This is a genomic window from Burkholderia sp. JKS000303 (genome assembly GCF_002563755.1).
GTDB classification, from domain to species: domain Bacteria; phylum Pseudomonadota; class Gammaproteobacteria; order Burkholderiales; family Burkholderiaceae; genus Burkholderia; species Burkholderia anthina_B.
The window spans coordinates 2,945,954-2,961,889 of sequence record NZ_PDBZ01000001.1; the positions used below are offsets into that span (position 1 = coordinate 2,945,954).

The window sequence follows — 15,936 nt, forward strand, 5'->3', positions numbered from 1 at the left end:
GGCGAGGCCGCGGCGGCGGGATAAAAAGCGCACGCGATGCGGGCGCGTACCTAGGGGTCGATGATGAAAAACTCGTTGCCTGTGAGTATTGGGCGAATGTGTGTCGGGAGCGCGGTGTTGCTGTGCCTGCTGCTTGGCGGGTGCCAGACGCCGCCGCTGCATCGGGGGCTCACGCAGACGCAGGTCACGGCGCTGAAGTCAGCCGGGTTTCAGGAGACCGAGCAAGGGTTCGAGTTCGGGTCGACCGGGCCGATCCTGTTCGACTTCGACCGGTATAACCTCCTGCCGGATGTCAGGCGGATTGTCGAGCGGATTGGAAAGACGCTGCGGTCGGCGGGGATCAATGGGGTCCGGGTTTATGGGTACTCGGATGAGGAGGGCGAGGCTTCCTATGATCTCGAGTTGTCGAGAAGGCGGGCGGAGGTGGTTGCCATCGAGCTGGTCGACGTCGGGCTGGACGGAAAGCGGATCGTGATCGTCGGGAAGGGGAAGAGCGATCCGGTGGGGGATAACCGCACACCCGCCGGGCGGGCGCAGAACCGGCGGGCGGCGATCGTGATTTCGCCGAGGTGAGGGGGCGCGTCGCGCCCTGGCGTGCCCCGATCACAGTGGGTGCCCGTCGTTGAGCCTTCCGCCCGGTCTGCTCGTGAATACACGGCTGCGGGCATGTCTCAGGGCAGTCCGTTGTAACTGTTTGCCACCATTGCCGGGCGCATGCGCGAGCATCCGTCCGCGTGCAGCGGACCTTGATGTGCGTGGCATCCGGGACGCATCGGCGTCATGAAACCGTCATGCCTGGCCGCAAGCCGTTCGGCACATTCGAAACGACGATTTCGATTGCCTGAATAAAATCGTTCCGCCCAATTTTTGAGCGCTGCATGGCCATGCGGCCAGCGCAGCGACGACCGGAACGTGTATGGCTCTCGAACCCGATGATCTGCTGCCGCACTTCGAACGCGAGATCGCGCTGCTGCGCCGTTCGATGCAGACGTTTGCGCAGCGCTTCCCCAAAATCGCCGCCCGCCTCGCGATCAACGGCGAGCGATCGGACGACCCGCATGTCGAGCGTCTGTTGCAGTCGTTCGCGTTGATGGCGGCATCTCACGACATTCGTCTCGAAGACGATGTCCCGGCGTTGACGCGCGATCTTCTCGAATCGCTGCACGGCGCGTTCGTGCGCCCGTTTCCGTCGTGTGCGATCGCGCAATTTCATTGCAATGTCACCGACAAGCCCCCGCCACCCCGCGCGATCCGCCGCGGCGATCGACTGGTCGCACCCGTCGGCCGGGCGGTGTTTCGTATGGCGGACGACGTCACGACCGCGCCTCTGACCGTCGCGGCCGTGCGTTACACGACGTCGGCGATCGCCCCGCGAGACGCGTCGTTGCCACCGGAAACGACTGGTTTGCTGACCATCACGTTCGAGCTGACCGCATCGGAAGCCACGTTTGCGATCGTGCCGGACAGGTTGCGCCTGCATTTCACCGGCGCGCGCGAGGTGGTCGCGGCAATCGCGGACGCAGCCCTCCTGCTTGCCGTACGAAGTTTCGCCGAAGCGGGCGATTCCGGTCGCTGGAAGCGTTTGCCGGACGTGGTGATGACGGCCGTCGGCATCGAGCCGACCGATGCCTTGCTCGACCTGCCGCCTGACGACACCCTCGGGCCGTTTCACCTGCTGATGACGTACTGCGCCGTTCCGGAGCGCTTCGACTTCGTCGATATCGACATGCGGCCGCTCAGGCGGGCCGCCGGCGACAGTCGCCGCGTCGCGCTGCACCTCGCGATCGCCGGCGTGCATCCCGACTCGCATCGTGCTCAGCGTCTGGCCGCCGCGACGGCTGACCATGTGCGCTTGTTCTGTACGCCCGTGATCAACCTGTTCGCGGACGATGCCGAGCCGATCGAGACTTACGCCGGTTGCGCGTATTACCCGGTGAAGGCGCTTGCCCAGGCAGGTACGTCCGGGACGGACATCTGGTCGATCGACACCGTTCGTCAGATTTCAGACGCGGGAACGTCGACCCTGGCGCCATTCCATTCGCTCAGGCACGGCATGGACAGTCGTCCGGGGTTGTTCTGGACGGTATTGCGGGACGAGGCCAGGCGGGCACCGAAGCGCCAGCCCGGCGATTCCGACGCCGCGCAGGTCGACAAGACGCCGGCGCCGGTCCTGGACGACACGCCTGAATCGCTCAACGGCGTCGAACTCCAGCTGACCGACCGCGACGGCCGACCGGCCGATCCTGGCAAGCGCAAACTCGCGGTCCGGCTTTCCTGTACCCAGGGCGACCTGTCCGGGATGGAGGCGCGCGAGCTGGTCCCGGCGAAAGGCGACCCGGTGGGAACGATCATGCTGCTGAACCGGCCGACCCGAAGCCGGGCGCCGGCTTTCCGCTATGGGGAGCTGTGGGATCTGCTGTCGCTTCTCGTGCCGCAGGCGATCCGGCTGGACAAGGGTGGCCTGCCCCAGCTCAGGCGGCTTTGCGCGCGCTGGGCGGAAGGCTCCGTCGACGCCGGGCGGCGTTTCGATGCGCTCGTCTCGTTGTCGACCGCGCGCGTGCGGTGCTGGCTGCCGGGCAAGCCGGCGTCGGCGTTCGTGCAGGGGCTGGAAGTGCGACTGGTCGTGGACGAGCAGCGTTTCGCCGGGTTCAGCCTGGGCGGGTTCGCGCACGTGATGGACCGGTTTTTCGCGCCCTACGTGCCGGTCACCAGTTTCGTGCAGGTCGTGTTGTTTTCGGCGCAGACCGGTGCGCTGCTTCGGCGCGGGCAACCGTGTCCCGGCAGCCAGCCTTTGATCTAGTTTCCGATTATCGGGGTGCGAGTCAAACGTTTGCGGATTGCCTTTCGCACGGTCGGGTTTTGACCTACATTATCGAGGCCTCGGGCCGGGGAACCGGCCAATAGAACCTGAGAACACAAGCAAGGAAAAAGAATGAGTTTCGCTCCGAACGGGGGTATTCCCAGCGGTTTTGGCGGTAGTGCGCTCGGCTCCTTGAGTGCGCTCGGCGGCTTGGCTGGCCCAGTGGCGTCGAGCGTAGCCGGCAGCCTCGGGCCGCTCGCCGGCCTGGCCGGGCACGTCGATACCGTCCAGCGCGCGATGCAGCTCGCGCAAACTGGCTTCTCGCTGATGGACAAGACGCCCGGCGCGATTGCCGACGCGATCAACGGCGCCGCCAACCCCGCGCGCCTGACCCAGCTCAATCGCTACGTGACGCTCGATACGCCGCTCGGGCCGGACGTGCTGCTGGTGAGCGCGGCCGTCGTCGACGAGCACGTGAACCGGTTGCCGGAAATCCATCTCGACCTGCTGTCGCATCGCCATGACTTGCGCCCGGAGGACCTGATCGGCCAGCAGGTCAAGATCCGGCTCGACCAGCAGGCGCGCTTGTCGACCCTCGAACGCATCGTCGCGACGGGCAGTGGCGACAACGACCGTTATTTCGACGGCTACGTCGCGTCGTTCGACCGTGCCGGCAACCCCGGCAACGTCACGCAGTATCACCTGACCGCGGTGCCGTGGTTCTGGTTCCTGACGCGCTCCACCGACTGCCGGATCTTCCAGAACAAGACCGCGCAGGAGATTCTCACCGAGATTTTCCAGGAGCACGAGTTTTCCGATTTCGTGTTCGATATCCGCACGAGCCAGAAGCCGCTCGAATACGTCGTGATGTACCAGGAGTCCTATTACAACTTCTGCACGCGGCTGATGGAGCAGGAGGGGCTCGTCTGGACGCACCGCTACGAGAAGGACAAGCACTTTCTCGTGATCGGCGACACGAACCTGCTGTTCCGTCCGATCGATGGGCTGGCCACCGTGCCGTTCGCCGCGACCGAGGCCAGTGAAGACAGCGGTATCGATCAGTTGCACGAAGGCCGGCGCTTCGGGGTCGGCAAGGTCACGTTTCGCGACTTCAACTACCAGAACCCGTCGTCGCCGCTGATGCTGGTGGAGGCTGCGCCGCAGAACCTCAAGCATGCGCGGCTCGACGCGACCGAACGGTTCGAGCATCAGTCGCTGTACGACCACGGCGACGACGGCAACCGCTATGCGCGTTTCGCGATGGAAGCCGAGGAGGCGCAGGCTCATCGCTATACCGGTGGCGGCTATGCGTGGCGCATGACGACGGCAGGCGCTGTGACCGTCGCGAATCACCCCGTCCTCGCGAACAACCAGGAATACGTGATCCTGCACGTGCGTCACGAGGCGGTGAACGATTACACGCAGCACAACGCCAAGCTGCCGTATCGCAACAGCTTCGCGCTGTTGCCGAAGAAGATTCCGTACCGTGCGCCGCGCGCGACGCCGAAGCCGGTGATTCACGGCACGCAGTCGGCGATCGTCGTCGGCCCGAAGGGCGAGGAAATCTACACGAACGGAAGCGCGGTGAAGCTGCACTTCCCGTGGGATCGGCGCGGCAAGAAGGACGGATCCGACTCGATGTGGGTGCGCGTGTCGCAACCGTGGGCGGGCGACGGCTGGGGGGCGGCCGCGATTCCGCGGATCAAGCAGGAAGTGCTCGTGGCGTTCAACCAGGGCGATCCGGACAACCCCGTGATCGTCGGGCGCGTGTTCAACGGGGAGCAAGGCAATCCGTACCACGGCGCGGCCGGCCAGACGATGGGGATCAAGAGCCAGACGCACAAGGGGCAGGGTTCGAACGAGATTCGCATGACCGACACGAACGGCATGCAGGAATTCTTCATGCATGCGCAGAAGGACATGAACACCGTCGTCGAGAACAACGAGACGCACAAGGTGATGGGGCCGATGCGTACCGTCCTCGTGGCGACCGGCAGCGAAGAAAAGCAGATTCCGCAGGGCAACCTGACCGAGACGATCGCCGAGAAGCGCAGCACCACGGCAACCACCGTCGAGGTGACGACGCCGGCCAAGGACGGAGGCGGCGGTACGCAGGTTCACGTGGCCGAGCGCGGCATCCTGCTGAAGGTGCAGGACAGCTCGATCTCGCTCGCGCCGGAAGGCATTCGCCTCGAGCACAAGGGCTCCGTGATCCTGATGACCGACGACGGCGTGATGGTCAACGGCAAGCGCATCGATCTCAACAAATAACTCGAACAAAACCAGCCATGCACTACGCAATCCACGAAGGCACTTTCGAGCTGCCGGACGCGGCGCTCGACCGCACCGTCAACATCCTGATGATGAACGTCGGCCCCGGCGGCCTCAACCTCGTGATCGCCCGCGGGCGGTTTCGCGACGGAGAAGATATCGACGCGTTTGTCGCGCGCGAATGGGAAGTGGCGTCGCGCGACGCCAGGATGCTTACCGAGAAGGCGCGCCGGCCGGTCACCGTCAGCGGGCGTGCGGGTATCCAGATCGATTCCACGCACGAGCGCGACGGCAGGCTGTGGCATCAGATGCAGACCATGTTCCCGTCGGACGACGCCGGTCGCGTGCTCGTGATGACATTGACCAGCGCGGCGCCGCTGACCGACGAACAGCAGGCGACCGCCGACCGGATGCTCGCCAGTTTCCAGCCGCGCGCGGCGCGACCGACCCTGCTCGGGCCGGGTGACGCGTCGTGAGCGCGGAACACTTCGCGGCCGCGCGCTTCGAAGACCCGATCCAGCACACGTCGTTCTGGGGGGAGCTTGTCGGCACGGTCGGGTCGGTGATCGGCGGTGCCGTCGTCGGCGCGCTGGTGGCCGAGGCGATGGAGGGGCTCGTGTTCGCCGGCCTCGCCGCGCTCGAAATCGGTACGGCGGGTTTGGCGACGCCGCTCGTGATCGCGATCGGTGTTGGCGTGGCGGTCGGCTCGGGCGCGCTGATGGAAGCGAGCGGCATGAACGAAGCCATCGACGACGGCGCGAAGGCCGTGGGCGATGCGATTGCGCCGCCCGTGATCAAAGGCAAGATCGCGAGCGGTTCGGGGAACGTTTACGTCAACGACAAGCCGGCGGCGCGGGCGGCGCAGCCGGGGGATCTCGATACCGTCGCGTGTACCGATCATCCCGGGCCGCAGATGATCGCCGACGGATCGGGGAACGTTTATATCAACAATCAACCGGCTTCGCGGGTTGGTGACAAGACGACGTGTGACGGGACGATTGCCGAAGGCTCCGATAACGTTTTCATCGGCGGCGGCACGCAGCGGGTAAGGGATGTGAAGTCGGCCACGCGGCTCGGGTGGTTGGGCGCCGCGCTTGGGATTGCGCTGGCGGTGTGCGGCCGCGGCAAGATGAGCTGGGGACAGTTCCTGAAGAGCAAGGTGCCGTGTCTTGCGATTAATTTTGCGGCCGGTGCTTTCGGTACGTGGCTCGGTAGTCTGGCTCGGCCTTCAGCCGGCCACCCGGTCAACGTCATTACCGGCGGCAAGATTCTCGACGGCACGGACGACACCGATTTCGCATTGCCCGGACCGCTGCCGATCGTGTGGCGGCGTTTTTACAGCAGCCATGATGATCGTGCGGACAGCCTGTTCGGGCCGGGGTGGAGCGTGCCGATCAGCGTCGAGCTGCGGGTTGCGCGTGAGCATGGCGAGGTCACGTCGATCACATATTGGGACGAGCAGGGGCGCGATATCGCGTTTCCGGCCGTGGCGCCGGGCGAAAGTCATTTCAGCGTGCCGGAAGGCATTTATCTGATTTGTACCGCAGGCGGCCACTACGTGGTCGAAACGGTCGATGGGGTGTATCGCGATTTCGGCCGCGCTCGCAGCGATGCGGACAGCGAGACGCTCAAACTGTGGCGGCTCGAGGATCGCAACGGTAACTGGATTGAAGTCGAGCAGGAAACGGCCGATGAAGTCGTGCGGCCAGTGCGGCCAGTGCGGCTGCGCGATAGCGCGGGTCGCGTGCTGACGCTGGGCTACGAGGCGCTGCATCCTCGACGTATTGCCACCATTGAGCTGACGCGTGGTGTGGACGGTGAGCAACCCGACACGCTGGTGCGTTATGCGTACAACGCTGCGGGCGAGCTGGTGGCTGTGACCGATCGGAGCGGTCACACCGGGCGACGGTTTGCATATGAGCGTGGACTGATGGTCCAGCACACGCTGCGCGGCGGCTTGACGTGCTTTTATGCGTGGCAGGGCGTCGGCCGCGATGCGCGTGTCGTGCGCCACTGGACCGACGACGGCGAAGCGTACACGTTCGACGCGGATCTGGTTCAGCGTTCGGTGACCATCACCGACCAGATCGGGCGTGTGACGCATTGGACGTGGAACGAGGATCAGCAGCCGACGAGTCACACGGATGCCGGAGGTCACGTGTGGCAACTCGAGTGGAATGCGATGCGGCAGTTGGTCAGCACGACCGATCCAGCCGGGAACACGACGCGCTTCGAATATGACGAGCGCGGACGGCAGACGCAGCGCATCGACGCGCTTGGCCAGGTCGAGCGCACCGAGTGGAATGGGCACTACGATCTGCCCGTTGCCGAAACCGATGCGGCCAATGCGCGCTGGATCTATCGCTACGACGATCGCGGCAACCTGACGATGACGCGCGATCCGGCGGGGTTCGCGACCGAGTATTACCGCGACGATCGCGGGCTCGTGCACACGATTCGCGATGCGCGCGGCGGGTACAAGTTCCTTGAGTGGAATGGCCGGGCGCAGTTGATTTCGTATACCGATTGTTCCGGCAAGGTCACGCGGTTTGCGTATGACGCACGTGGGGCGCTTGCGCGGGTGACGGATGCTGCCGGTCATGCCACCGTGTACGAAACGGATGCGATGGGGCGGGTCACGGGGATCGGGACGGCGGATGGTGCGCGGCAGACGTTTCGGTACGACGCGGCGGGGCGTCTCGTCGAAGTCGTCGATGCGAATCAGCGCAGCACGCGTTATGAGCTCAATGCGCGTGGATTGTTGCTGGCACGCACGGATGCGGCGGATCGTGTCGTGCGGTTCGGTTATGACGATGCGTTCCGGTTGGCGAGCTTGACCAACGAGAACCGTGAGACGTATCGCTTTCAGTATGACCGTCGCGATCTGGTTTCCGTACAGATCGGTCTCGATGGCCACAAGCGTACGTACGAGTACGACGTGTGCGGTCAAGGCACGATCGTACGCGACGGACACATCGAGACGCGATACGAACGCGACGCGATCGGGCAACTGACGGCGAAGCAGGCTTCGCACGAGCGCTGTGAATACTTGTACGACAAGGCGGGCCGAATCACATCGGCCGAGTTGTACGCGCTTGCCGCGCGTGGGCCGTCGCTGAAGAATCGGGTCAGCTTGAAATACGACGCGCGTGGTGAGGTCGTCGAGGAGTACACGCCGACGGGCTGGCTCGCACATACCTACGACGAGTTGGGCAATCGGGTCAGCACGACGATTTCCGGTGAGCGGACGATCGATTGGCTGCATTACGGTTCGGGACACGTGCACCAGATTCGTTTCGATGGTGCCGCAGTTGCGGACATCGAACGGGATGATCTGCATCGCGAGGTGCTGCGGACGCAGGGCAAACTGACGAGTCATTTCGGATATGACGCGGTGGGGCGGCGTGCACGGCACGCTGCGCAGCGAGGCCGGGCGGGCGACGAGTTGCTTGCGAAGCAGTGGCAATACGATGCAGCGGGCGACGTGGTCCAGAAGCGTGATCAGCGCTATGGCACGACGAGTTATCGGTATGACCCGACGGGGCGTATCGAACAGGCGGTGGGGCCCGGGTTGCCGTCGGAAGTGTTTCGCTGGGATGCGGCGGCGAATCTGGTGTCGAGCGATCACCCCGGTGGCTATGTCGAGCACAACCGGCTCAAGATGTTCGAGGATAAGCGCTTCGAGTACGACGCGTATGGGCGGCTAGTTCGCAAGTTGAGCGGGCACGGGCCTGCTAAAGAGCTGGTGCTTGAGTATGACGACTGGAATCAGCTCAAGACCGTCGTAACGAAGGACCGGCTTGGTATATCGACCACACATTTCGAATACGACGCGTTTGGCCGGCGGGTTCGGAAGCTCAATGGCAGTTATGCGAGCACGGATTTCCTGTGGGACGGCATGCGGTTGGTGCAGGAGACGTATCACGATCGTCAGGGTGAGGAAGCGCTGACGTACTTGTACGAGTCCAATAGTTATGTGCCGCTTGCTCGGATTGATCAAGGGAAGGCGGCGGCGAACGATGCGGATGTACGGGATGCGGTTTACTACTTCCACAACGATGTTTCGGGGTTGCCGGAGGAACTGACTGACGCCGGTGGCGAGTTGGTTTGGCAGGCACGCTACAAGGTGTGGGGCAATGCGGTGCAGGAGGAGTGGATCGCGCGGGCGCCGCAGTGGTCGACCGCTTCCTGGGGGAAAGTGTCGGTGGCCGAGCCAACGGCGACACGCGTACCACGACCACAGAACCTGCGCTTTCAGGGACAGTACCTGGACCGTGAGACCGGGCTGCACTACAACACTTTCCGGTTCTACGATCCGGATATTGGACGTTTCATCAATCCGGACCCGATCGGATTGATGGGAGGGGTGAACTTCTATGCGTATGCACCCAACTCGCTTGGATGGATTGATCCGCTGGGACTCTCCTGTGGAGAAGCGCCTCGCGCCAAACCATCAAACTCGAGTTCGGCTAGCCGTATTCGCGGTATGCTCAATTTGTATCCGGAGGTAGTGGACCCGAGAACTGGACGCAGTATTCCTTTCCCCAGCGGAATAGGTGGGAAAGTTCCTGTTGCAGATAGAGTATCGTGGGGCGCGACCGAGCGTGGAAATTTCATTAAGGAATGGTACGACCGAGGATATGCAACACCTCGAGGGGGATGGGCTGAGTACGATATACATCATATTCAACCAAGGGAATTTGGCGGTGGCAATGATTTCTGGAATTTGGTGCCGGTTCAGCGGAAAAGCCATCAAGAATTGTTCAATGCATTCTGGAGAGATTTTGGTGGATTATGAATAAATTGAGTGTTCTTGTTGAGAAAATAAAGTCGGATTGGTCTGTTTCGAGAAAGGCCGTTCATTTTGGTCAGGAATGCCCATTTTTATTGCGATCCGAATTTTCTGATGGCATTGCTGGTGATGTGGCGATCGATGGTGTTCCGGATTCTGCGTGCGAGCTTACGCATTTTTGGAAGATATCTGAGCGAGCGGATTTATTCAAGGATGATGAGTACGGGCAATGGGGGGTTGAGGTATTGTCACCTCAAGAGGCGATTGAAGAAACGGCAAGGCAAAGGCAGATCAGGAATCGAGATTTTCTCGATGGTGATGTTGTGTTCGCTCGATTTTATGGGGATTCAGATTTGCTTTTGATGGATTCCGTTGGAGCTGTTTACGTTGCGTTGCCTTTGGATTGTAGGAGTGACTGGCCGCGAGTGGCGGATTCGTTTGAGGATTTTTTGGAGAATTTGACGAATTCTCAGGGGGCAAAATATTGGGAACCGCCAAAGGGAAGTCGCTAATTGGCACGAGGCGATATCGTATGTAATGCATGAGCGTTGCGAATATCTGTATGACAAGGCAGGCCGAATCACATCGGCCGAGCTCTATGCGTTTGCCGCGCGTGGGCCGTCGCTGAAGAATCGAGTCAGCTTGAAATACGACGTGCGTGGTGAGGTCGTCGAGGAGTACACGCACACACCTACGACGAGTTGGGCAATCGTGTCAGCACGACAATCTCCGATGAGCGGACGATCGATTGGCTGCATTATGGTTCGGGACACGTGGACCAGATTCGTTTCGACGGTGCGGCAGTTGCGGACATCGAACGGGATGATCTGCATCGTGAGGTTCTGCGGACGCAGGGCAAGCTGACGAGTCATTTCGGGTATGACGCAGTGAGGCGGCGTGCACGGCACGCTGCGCAGCGAGGCCGGGCGGGCGGCGAGTTGCTTGCGAAGCAGTGGCATACGATGCGGCAGGCGACGTGATCCAGAAGCGTGATCAGCGTTATGGCACGACGAGTTATTGGTATGACCCGACGGGGCGTATCGAACAGGCGGTGGGGCCTGGGTTACCGTCGGAAGTGGTTCGCTGGGATGCGGCGGCGAATCTGGTGTCGAGCGATTATCCGGGCGGCTATGTCGAGCACAACCGGCTCAAGATGTTCGAGGACAAGCGTTTCGAGTACGACGCGTTTGGCCGGCGGGTTTGGAAGCTCAACGGCAGTTACGCGAGTACGGATTTCCTGTGGGACGGCATGCGGTTGGTGCAGGAGACGTATCACGATCGTCAGGGTGAGGAAGCGCTGACGTATTTGTACGAGTCCAATAGTTACGTGCCGCTTGCGCGGATTGATCAAGGGAAGGCGGCGGCGAACGATGCGGATGTACGGGATGCGGTTTACTACTTCCACAACGATGTTTCGGGGTCGCCGGAGGAACTGACTGACACTGGTGGCGAGCCGATTTGGCAGGCTCGCTACAAGGTGTGGGGCAACGCCGTGCAGGAGGAGTGGATTGCGCATGTCGCACAGCAGCCGACGCCGACGTGGGGCGAGGTACAGGGGACGGTGCGGCCGTTCTCCCATGTGCCACGGCCGCAAAACTTGCGTTTCCAAGGGCAGTATTTGGATCGGGAGACGGGCCTACACTACAACACGTTTCGATTCTATGATCCAGACATCGGGCGCTTCATTAATCCAGATCCGATCGGGCTGTTGGGTGGATTGAACTTCTATCAGTATGCGCCGAACCCCATCGGATGAATTGATCCGTTTGGGCTGGCGAGTTATGACCCAGGGGTATATGACGTTCACTTCGAAGCGCGGCTACCGAAAGATATGTATCGCTTGACTGATGCAGAGCATTTCAGCGAAGGGAATAGACAGCTTCACTACACGATCAAGAATGACCCGGCGTTCGCCTCAGCGCTTGAGACAAGGTATCCCGGGATTTCTGAATACGTTGCCCCGACGAGACTCGGTACGTTTAGAGGAAGAGCATTTGCCGGTACAACCTGGCATCACCACGGTCAAGTGGGAGGGCTTTTGCAATTGGTTGACCGGGCGGATCACGCTTCGCGTCATATCGACTACCACGCGAATGGTGTTGGCGGGCGAAATACATGGGGTGGCGGAACAGGTTGCCGTTAATTTGAGGATACGTATGAAAATTTATAATTCGATTCAGGAGTTGCTTGGGGAGCTGAGTGATCTCAATTGGGACTCGGCTATTTTTATTAACCAATCTGCTTGGGTCGCTGATCCGTTGCACACGGAAATTCTCTTTCTCGAAGGGGATGACGAACTCGAAGATGTTGTTCCGGGGACTCATTTGCCAAAAATTGCAAATGACAAAGGGATGCAACAACTTTTCGATACGGAGACGTTTCGAGGTATAGTTGGCTTCGAGCGGAGAAGAAATTCGGAGGCATCTGTTTCTGATATTGTTCATGCTATCAATTACTATCGTGAAAAAGATGATTTCTACGATCCACGGGGCTAACTAAAGAATCGCCAGGCGACTATTTTTCTCCAGGCGGAGCCGTGCGCCTATCTCACGGAGTCAATGACTGGTCTTGGAGCGTGGTTCTCAATTTTTGTGAAACCCGTTGGCTATATCAGTTCACCATCTGCGTCGGTCAGTTCCTCCGGCAGCCCCCAGGCGTTGCTACAAAAGTAGTAGAGCGCGTTTCGCGCACTCACCTCGTTGGGTGCCGGCGCACTATGATCGATTCGTGCCCTGGCATACAGTTGTCTGGTTCGTACAGATAGGGTAGTACCTCCTCACCGCTCCAGTCATAAAAAATGGAAAAAGACGATTTTGTTAAGTTGTTGGCCGAGAGTGATGGAGCTTATCCGAAATTTTTACGGCGGGCGAAAGAGAGCGCCAAATCAGAGGTGTGGGGGACAGGTGTTGGCGCGCCGTTTTCTCTCGAACCCTATCGCACTGAAATGCTCGGGGTAAAACCGGGCCGCATGCTGAAAAGCAAGTCGGAACCTGGTCCTCGGCGATACCGTTATTTATATGATGAAAATGGGCAAGTGATACATATGGTCGCCTATGGAAAGCTAGGCGGTCCAGCAGGGAACCAGGATTGGATGCGCTCGGACGATTTTTACGAGTACTCGGAGAATTTTGCGACTCGATATGTTTTTGGAAATACTTTTAGAGAGAATCCGGATTCCCAGGTAACTCGCGTTGTTCGGTTGAGCTATGAGGGTGGTAGGGTTTCGAAGGTGTTTCAGATTGAAAGAAGAAATTTCGAGTATACGGAAACGAATTATTCGTATGACGATTGCGGCAGGATTTTCGAAATAAGAGTCAAGTGGCCAGAGGGGCGAGTTCGAGAGCGATTGCTGTTGTTGGAGGGAGAGGGGGGCGACGTCAAAATATTTGAAGTTTGCGATCAAAGAAAGATTCCGGTTTATCCTGAGGTTTGACCTGTTAATAAGTAGAGTAGGGATTGAATTTTACTAATGCAATCGGTGGGCTGGTTTCTCCAGCTTGCTGTCTATCATAAAATATTTGTCGAGCGGGCCGCGGTCGGTCCATCGTAGGGCAAGGCTGTCTCACTCTCAAATGCAGAGATCGTGTAGCGAAGATAATTATGTTGAAGAGCAGCAAAAAAATTGAATTTTCAGGGGCTGAAGCCCTTTCGATGCTTTGTGAGCTTGAGTATTTGTTGATTTCTTTGAGAAATATCGGGACATATTATCATGAGCCGAGCAGGGTCTTCGGCGACGGAAGTTTGGAATACTGTGTGGAAACAACCCGGTTTATTGATGAGAGTAAAGTAACCCAAAAACTCGCCAAATTGAGAGAAATAATATCGGCGAAATTTGACTCATCATTGGGTGATGATGGTATGGATGATATCGAGAGGGAGGTGGAAAATATTAAGGTTTGGGGAAAGCCTGGAGATTAGTGTTAATGTGATTTTAATGATAGGGCTTGTATTTGTCCGGATTGGGTGATTTGTGATGCTGGATAAACCTGAAATTTATGTGGTCGATTCAATCGAAGTGAAACGCATTGCGGAAGAACGCAGTCGTGGCGGTTGGTTATTTTCGTGCCCGAAGGAATCTCATCTAAGAATCAGTTTTGCGATGCGATTTGCAGCAATTGTCCGCTAGATCCGCCATTGCATAGTAATCGAAGCTGGGGCGTGTTGGCTGACTCGCTTTGGTCAGGTTTGGGCGAGCACGGATTACCTGCGGCTTGCGTCCGTAGGGGAGATAGGACACATGCACAAGGACCTAAAGGTTTCAGCGTGGATTGGAAAGTTCTCTGGCGCGCATGACCTTATACATTACGTTGAAACCGGCTACGACCCTAGCGGAAATTCGACGAACCAGTTCTGGAGTGAAATCGGCATCTCTTGGTTCGACGACGACTTTAGAGAGGCGTCAATACTTTCATCGGGAAACGACACACTGGCGGATGAACTGCAAGAGTTCTCCTATGGTGAGACTTTTGCTGACGAGCTGTTTCGCCGACTCACTCAGATGCGCCAGCCCGGGATGGACGGGCTGATCCTCTTGTACGATTTTGACTATCCGAACGTTGGCGGGCAACGGCTGCGTAGTCGTGTGGCGTTTGTGGGGACCTTCGACTATCGTAAATAGTCCCGACATACACTGTCCGGCCGTTGCCGCGTTTCGATCTGATCGGGACGGCATGCGCACCCGCGTGGCGGGTTTCTAGTTCGGCGAGTTTCGCTACGCCTACGGATAGCATGACTGGATCACGTCGTGAGCGCGGAGCACCTCGCAGCCGCGCGCTTCGCAGACCCGATCCAGCACACGTCCCTCTGGGGTGAGCTTGTCGGCCACAGTCGGGTTGGCGACGCCGCTCGTGACCGCGATCGGTGTCGGCTCGGGTGCACTGATGGAAGCGAGCGGCATGGACGAAGCCATCGACGACGGCGTGCAATTGTACGGTTCAGACATCGGGCACGTCATCAATCTAAACCCAACCTGATCACGCCTGCATAACCAACGACGTCAACTGCGCCGCCCGCGCCACTTCCGTCTTCGCATAGATCGACTTGATCTGCGACCGAATCGTGCCGATCGACACGCCGCGCAGTTCGGCGCATTCCTGGGGCGAGTTCCCATCGCAGCACAGCAGTACCGCGAGATCGGCTTCGGCCGACGACAACCCATAGAACACGCGTAACCGCTGCGCGCGCGCCGACGGCGAATGCAGGTCGGCCGCGGTAATCAGTGCCGTGACGCCAGGCCGTTCGCGCACGAGGCGCGACTGTTCGGGCACCGGCATCAGCGCAAGCGGCAACGGTTCACCTGTCGTACGGCGCAGCAACAGCCCACCGCGCGCGAATGCATACCGCCATTGCGCATCGTCGATGCAGCCTTCCGGCGCGAAGCGCCCGTTCACGATCCGCAGCGCCGGTTCTATCGCAATCAGTTGATCGGCTGCGCGATTCGTATAGCGGAGTTCGCGCTGCGCGCCGAGCAAGAACACCGGCACCGGAATCGCATCGAGCGCCGATTCCGCGGCGGCCACGCGTGCTTCGAGTTCGCCGATGCGTGCCTGAATTCGCAACGCGCGGCTGATGTGTGCGCCCATGCTTTCGATCGCGTCACGCTGCGCCTCCGACAGGCCCTGCGATTCGGGGCCGCTCTGTACGCTGAGAAATGCGCCGGTGCCCTCGCTGCGGTGGATATACAGCCCGGAGATGCTGCCGATCCCGTATGGTTTCAGGAATTCCTGGTAGAACACGCTATGCGCGCGCTGCGGGCGAGACAGTTGATTGACGTCCTCGAACCAGCGCCCTGCTGGCCAGTTGCCGGCGACCGGCACGACCGGGTCATACAAATAGAATTCGGTGTTGTATGCGTGGTGGCATTCGGCGACCCACGGCTCGTCGTCGCCCGCAGCCAGCTCGATGGCCGGTATTCTCGCCGCCTCGTCGAACGACAGCAGCGTGGCCATGCGCACGCCAACCGACGATCTCAATCCGTCGAGCACGGTTTCCCATCTCTGATCGCCCAATGCTGCGGCGTAGATGTCGTCGACTAATGCTGATGGAATCAACTCGTTCCGTTGCATCTGGTCAC

Annotated in this window: 13 protein-coding genes and 1 pseudogene; 13 read left to right on the plus strand and 1 reads right to left on the minus strand. The window is 59.9% G+C overall.

Annotated elements, in window-relative coordinates; all coding sequences use genetic code 11:
• Window positions 1-63: 63 nt before the first annotated feature.
• The 13 genes and pseudogenes from BX604_RS14080 to BX604_RS39580 all read left to right on the plus strand — a co-directional run bounded on the left by BX604_RS14080 (window position 64) and on the right by BX604_RS39580 (window position 14,836).
• Window positions 64-573 (plus strand): OmpA family protein, encoded by a 510-nt coding sequence (locus tag BX604_RS14080; RefSeq protein ID WP_098551330.1) that lies wholly within the window; start codon window positions 64-66, stop codon window positions 571-573.
• Window positions 574-916: 343 nt separating this feature from the next.
• Entirely contained in the window at window positions 917-2,800 is a 1,884-nt protein-coding gene (gene tssF, locus BX604_RS14085; RefSeq protein WP_098551331.1) for a type VI secretion system baseplate subunit TssF, read from the plus strand.
• 132 nt (window positions 2,801-2,932) lie between these two features.
• The gene (locus BX604_RS14090; RefSeq protein ID WP_098551332.1) at window positions 2,933-5,071 is read left to right on the plus strand and encodes a type VI secretion system Vgr family protein; all 2,139 of its coding nucleotides are present in this window, start codon (window positions 2,933-2,935) and stop codon (window positions 5,069-5,071) included.
• A 17-nt stretch (window positions 5,072-5,088) separates the two neighbouring features.
• Window positions 5,089-5,547, plus strand: coding sequence for a DcrB-related protein (locus tag BX604_RS14095; RefSeq protein WP_098551333.1), 459 nt, complete (start codon window positions 5,089-5,091; stop codon window positions 5,545-5,547).
• Window positions 5,544-9,869, plus strand: coding sequence for an RHS repeat-associated core domain-containing protein (locus BX604_RS14100; RefSeq protein ID WP_257146311.1), 4,326 nt, complete (start codon window positions 5,544-5,546; stop codon window positions 9,867-9,869). Before BX604_RS14095 ends, BX604_RS14100 begins: the two co-directional genes overlap by 4 nt.
• Window positions 9,866-10,375: an SMI1/KNR4 family protein gene (locus tag BX604_RS38355; RefSeq protein ID WP_143748024.1), complete on the plus strand. Its 510-nt coding sequence runs from the start codon at window positions 9,866-9,868 to the stop codon at window positions 10,373-10,375. The genes BX604_RS14100 and BX604_RS38355 overlap by 4 nt, the downstream gene beginning before the upstream one ends.
• Before the next feature lie 737 nt (window positions 10,376-11,112).
• Window positions 11,113-11,616, plus strand: a pseudogene (locus BX604_RS40070) (RHS repeat-associated core domain-containing protein); the annotation flags it as partial.
• 78 nt (window positions 11,617-11,694) lie between these two features.
• A complete protein-coding gene (locus BX604_RS39985) occupies window positions 11,695-12,006 on the plus strand; it encodes an HNH endonuclease (RefSeq protein WP_218926867.1) in 312 nt (103 codons plus the stop codon).
• A gap of 13 nt (window positions 12,007-12,019) precedes the next feature.
• Window positions 12,020-12,358, plus strand: a complete 339-nt coding sequence (locus BX604_RS39990; RefSeq protein WP_143748025.1) for a DUF7716 domain-containing protein — start codon at window positions 12,020-12,022, stop codon at window positions 12,356-12,358.
• Window positions 12,359-12,660: 302 nt separating this feature from the next.
• Window positions 12,661-13,296: a hypothetical protein gene (locus BX604_RS38365; protein WP_143748026.1), complete on the plus strand. Its 636-nt coding sequence runs from the start codon at window positions 12,661-12,663 to the stop codon at window positions 13,294-13,296.
• A 167-nt stretch (window positions 13,297-13,463) separates the two neighbouring features.
• On the plus strand, window positions 13,464-13,781 hold the full coding sequence (locus BX604_RS14120) for a hypothetical protein (protein WP_098551335.1): 318 nt from the start codon (window positions 13,464-13,466) through the stop codon (window positions 13,779-13,781).
• A 319-nt stretch (window positions 13,782-14,100) separates the two neighbouring features.
• Complete coding sequence (locus BX604_RS14125; protein ID WP_239007803.1) at window positions 14,101-14,481, plus strand: immunity 22 family protein; 381 nt, start codon at window positions 14,101-14,103, stop codon at window positions 14,479-14,481.
• Between the two features lie 229 nt (window positions 14,482-14,710).
• A complete protein-coding gene (locus tag BX604_RS39580; RefSeq protein WP_257146314.1) occupies window positions 14,711-14,836 on the plus strand; it encodes a hypothetical protein in 126 nt (41 codons plus the stop codon).
• Here the strand turns inward: BX604_RS39580 and BX604_RS14130 are convergent, their stop codons facing one another.
• Window positions 14,837-15,811 (minus strand): helix-turn-helix transcriptional regulator, encoded by a 975-nt coding sequence (locus tag BX604_RS14130; protein ID WP_257146315.1) that lies wholly within the window; start codon window positions 15,809-15,811, stop codon window positions 14,837-14,839.
• Window positions 15,812-15,936: the final 125 nt, after the last annotated feature.

Bases quoted from the DNA above. Each gene is read 5' to 3' on its own strand.
- BX604_RS38365 (WP_143748026.1), top strand. From the start codon at position 12,661: ATGGAAAAAGACGATTTTGTTAAGTTGTTGGCCGAGAGTGATGGAGCT.
- BX604_RS14120 (WP_098551335.1), top strand. From the start codon at position 13,464: ATGTTGAAGAGCAGCAAAAAAATTGAATTTTCAGGGGCTGAAGCCCTT.
- BX604_RS38355 (WP_143748024.1), top strand. From the start codon at position 9,866: ATGAATAAATTGAGTGTTCTTGTTGAGAAAATAAAGTCGGATTGGTCT.
- BX604_RS14130 (WP_257146315.1), bottom strand. From the start codon at position 15,811: ATGGCCACGCTGCTGTCGTTCGACGAGGCGGCGAGAATACCGGCCATC.
- BX604_RS14125 (WP_239007803.1), top strand. From the start codon at position 14,101: ATGCACAAGGACCTAAAGGTTTCAGCGTGGATTGGAAAGTTCTCTGGC.
- BX604_RS39990 (WP_143748025.1), top strand. From the start codon at position 12,020: ATGAAAATTTATAATTCGATTCAGGAGTTGCTTGGGGAGCTGAGTGAT.
- BX604_RS14095 (WP_098551333.1), top strand. From the start codon at position 5,089: ATGCACTACGCAATCCACGAAGGCACTTTCGAGCTGCCGGACGCGGCG.
- BX604_RS14090 (WP_098551332.1), top strand. From the start codon at position 2,933: ATGAGTTTCGCTCCGAACGGGGGTATTCCCAGCGGTTTTGGCGGTAGT.
- BX604_RS39985 (WP_218926867.1), top strand. From the start codon at position 11,695: ATGTATCGCTTGACTGATGCAGAGCATTTCAGCGAAGGGAATAGACAG.
- tssF (WP_098551331.1), top strand. From the start codon at position 917: ATGGCTCTCGAACCCGATGATCTGCTGCCGCACTTCGAACGCGAGATC.
- BX604_RS14080 (WP_098551330.1), top strand. From the start codon at position 64: ATGAAAAACTCGTTGCCTGTGAGTATTGGGCGAATGTGTGTCGGGAGC.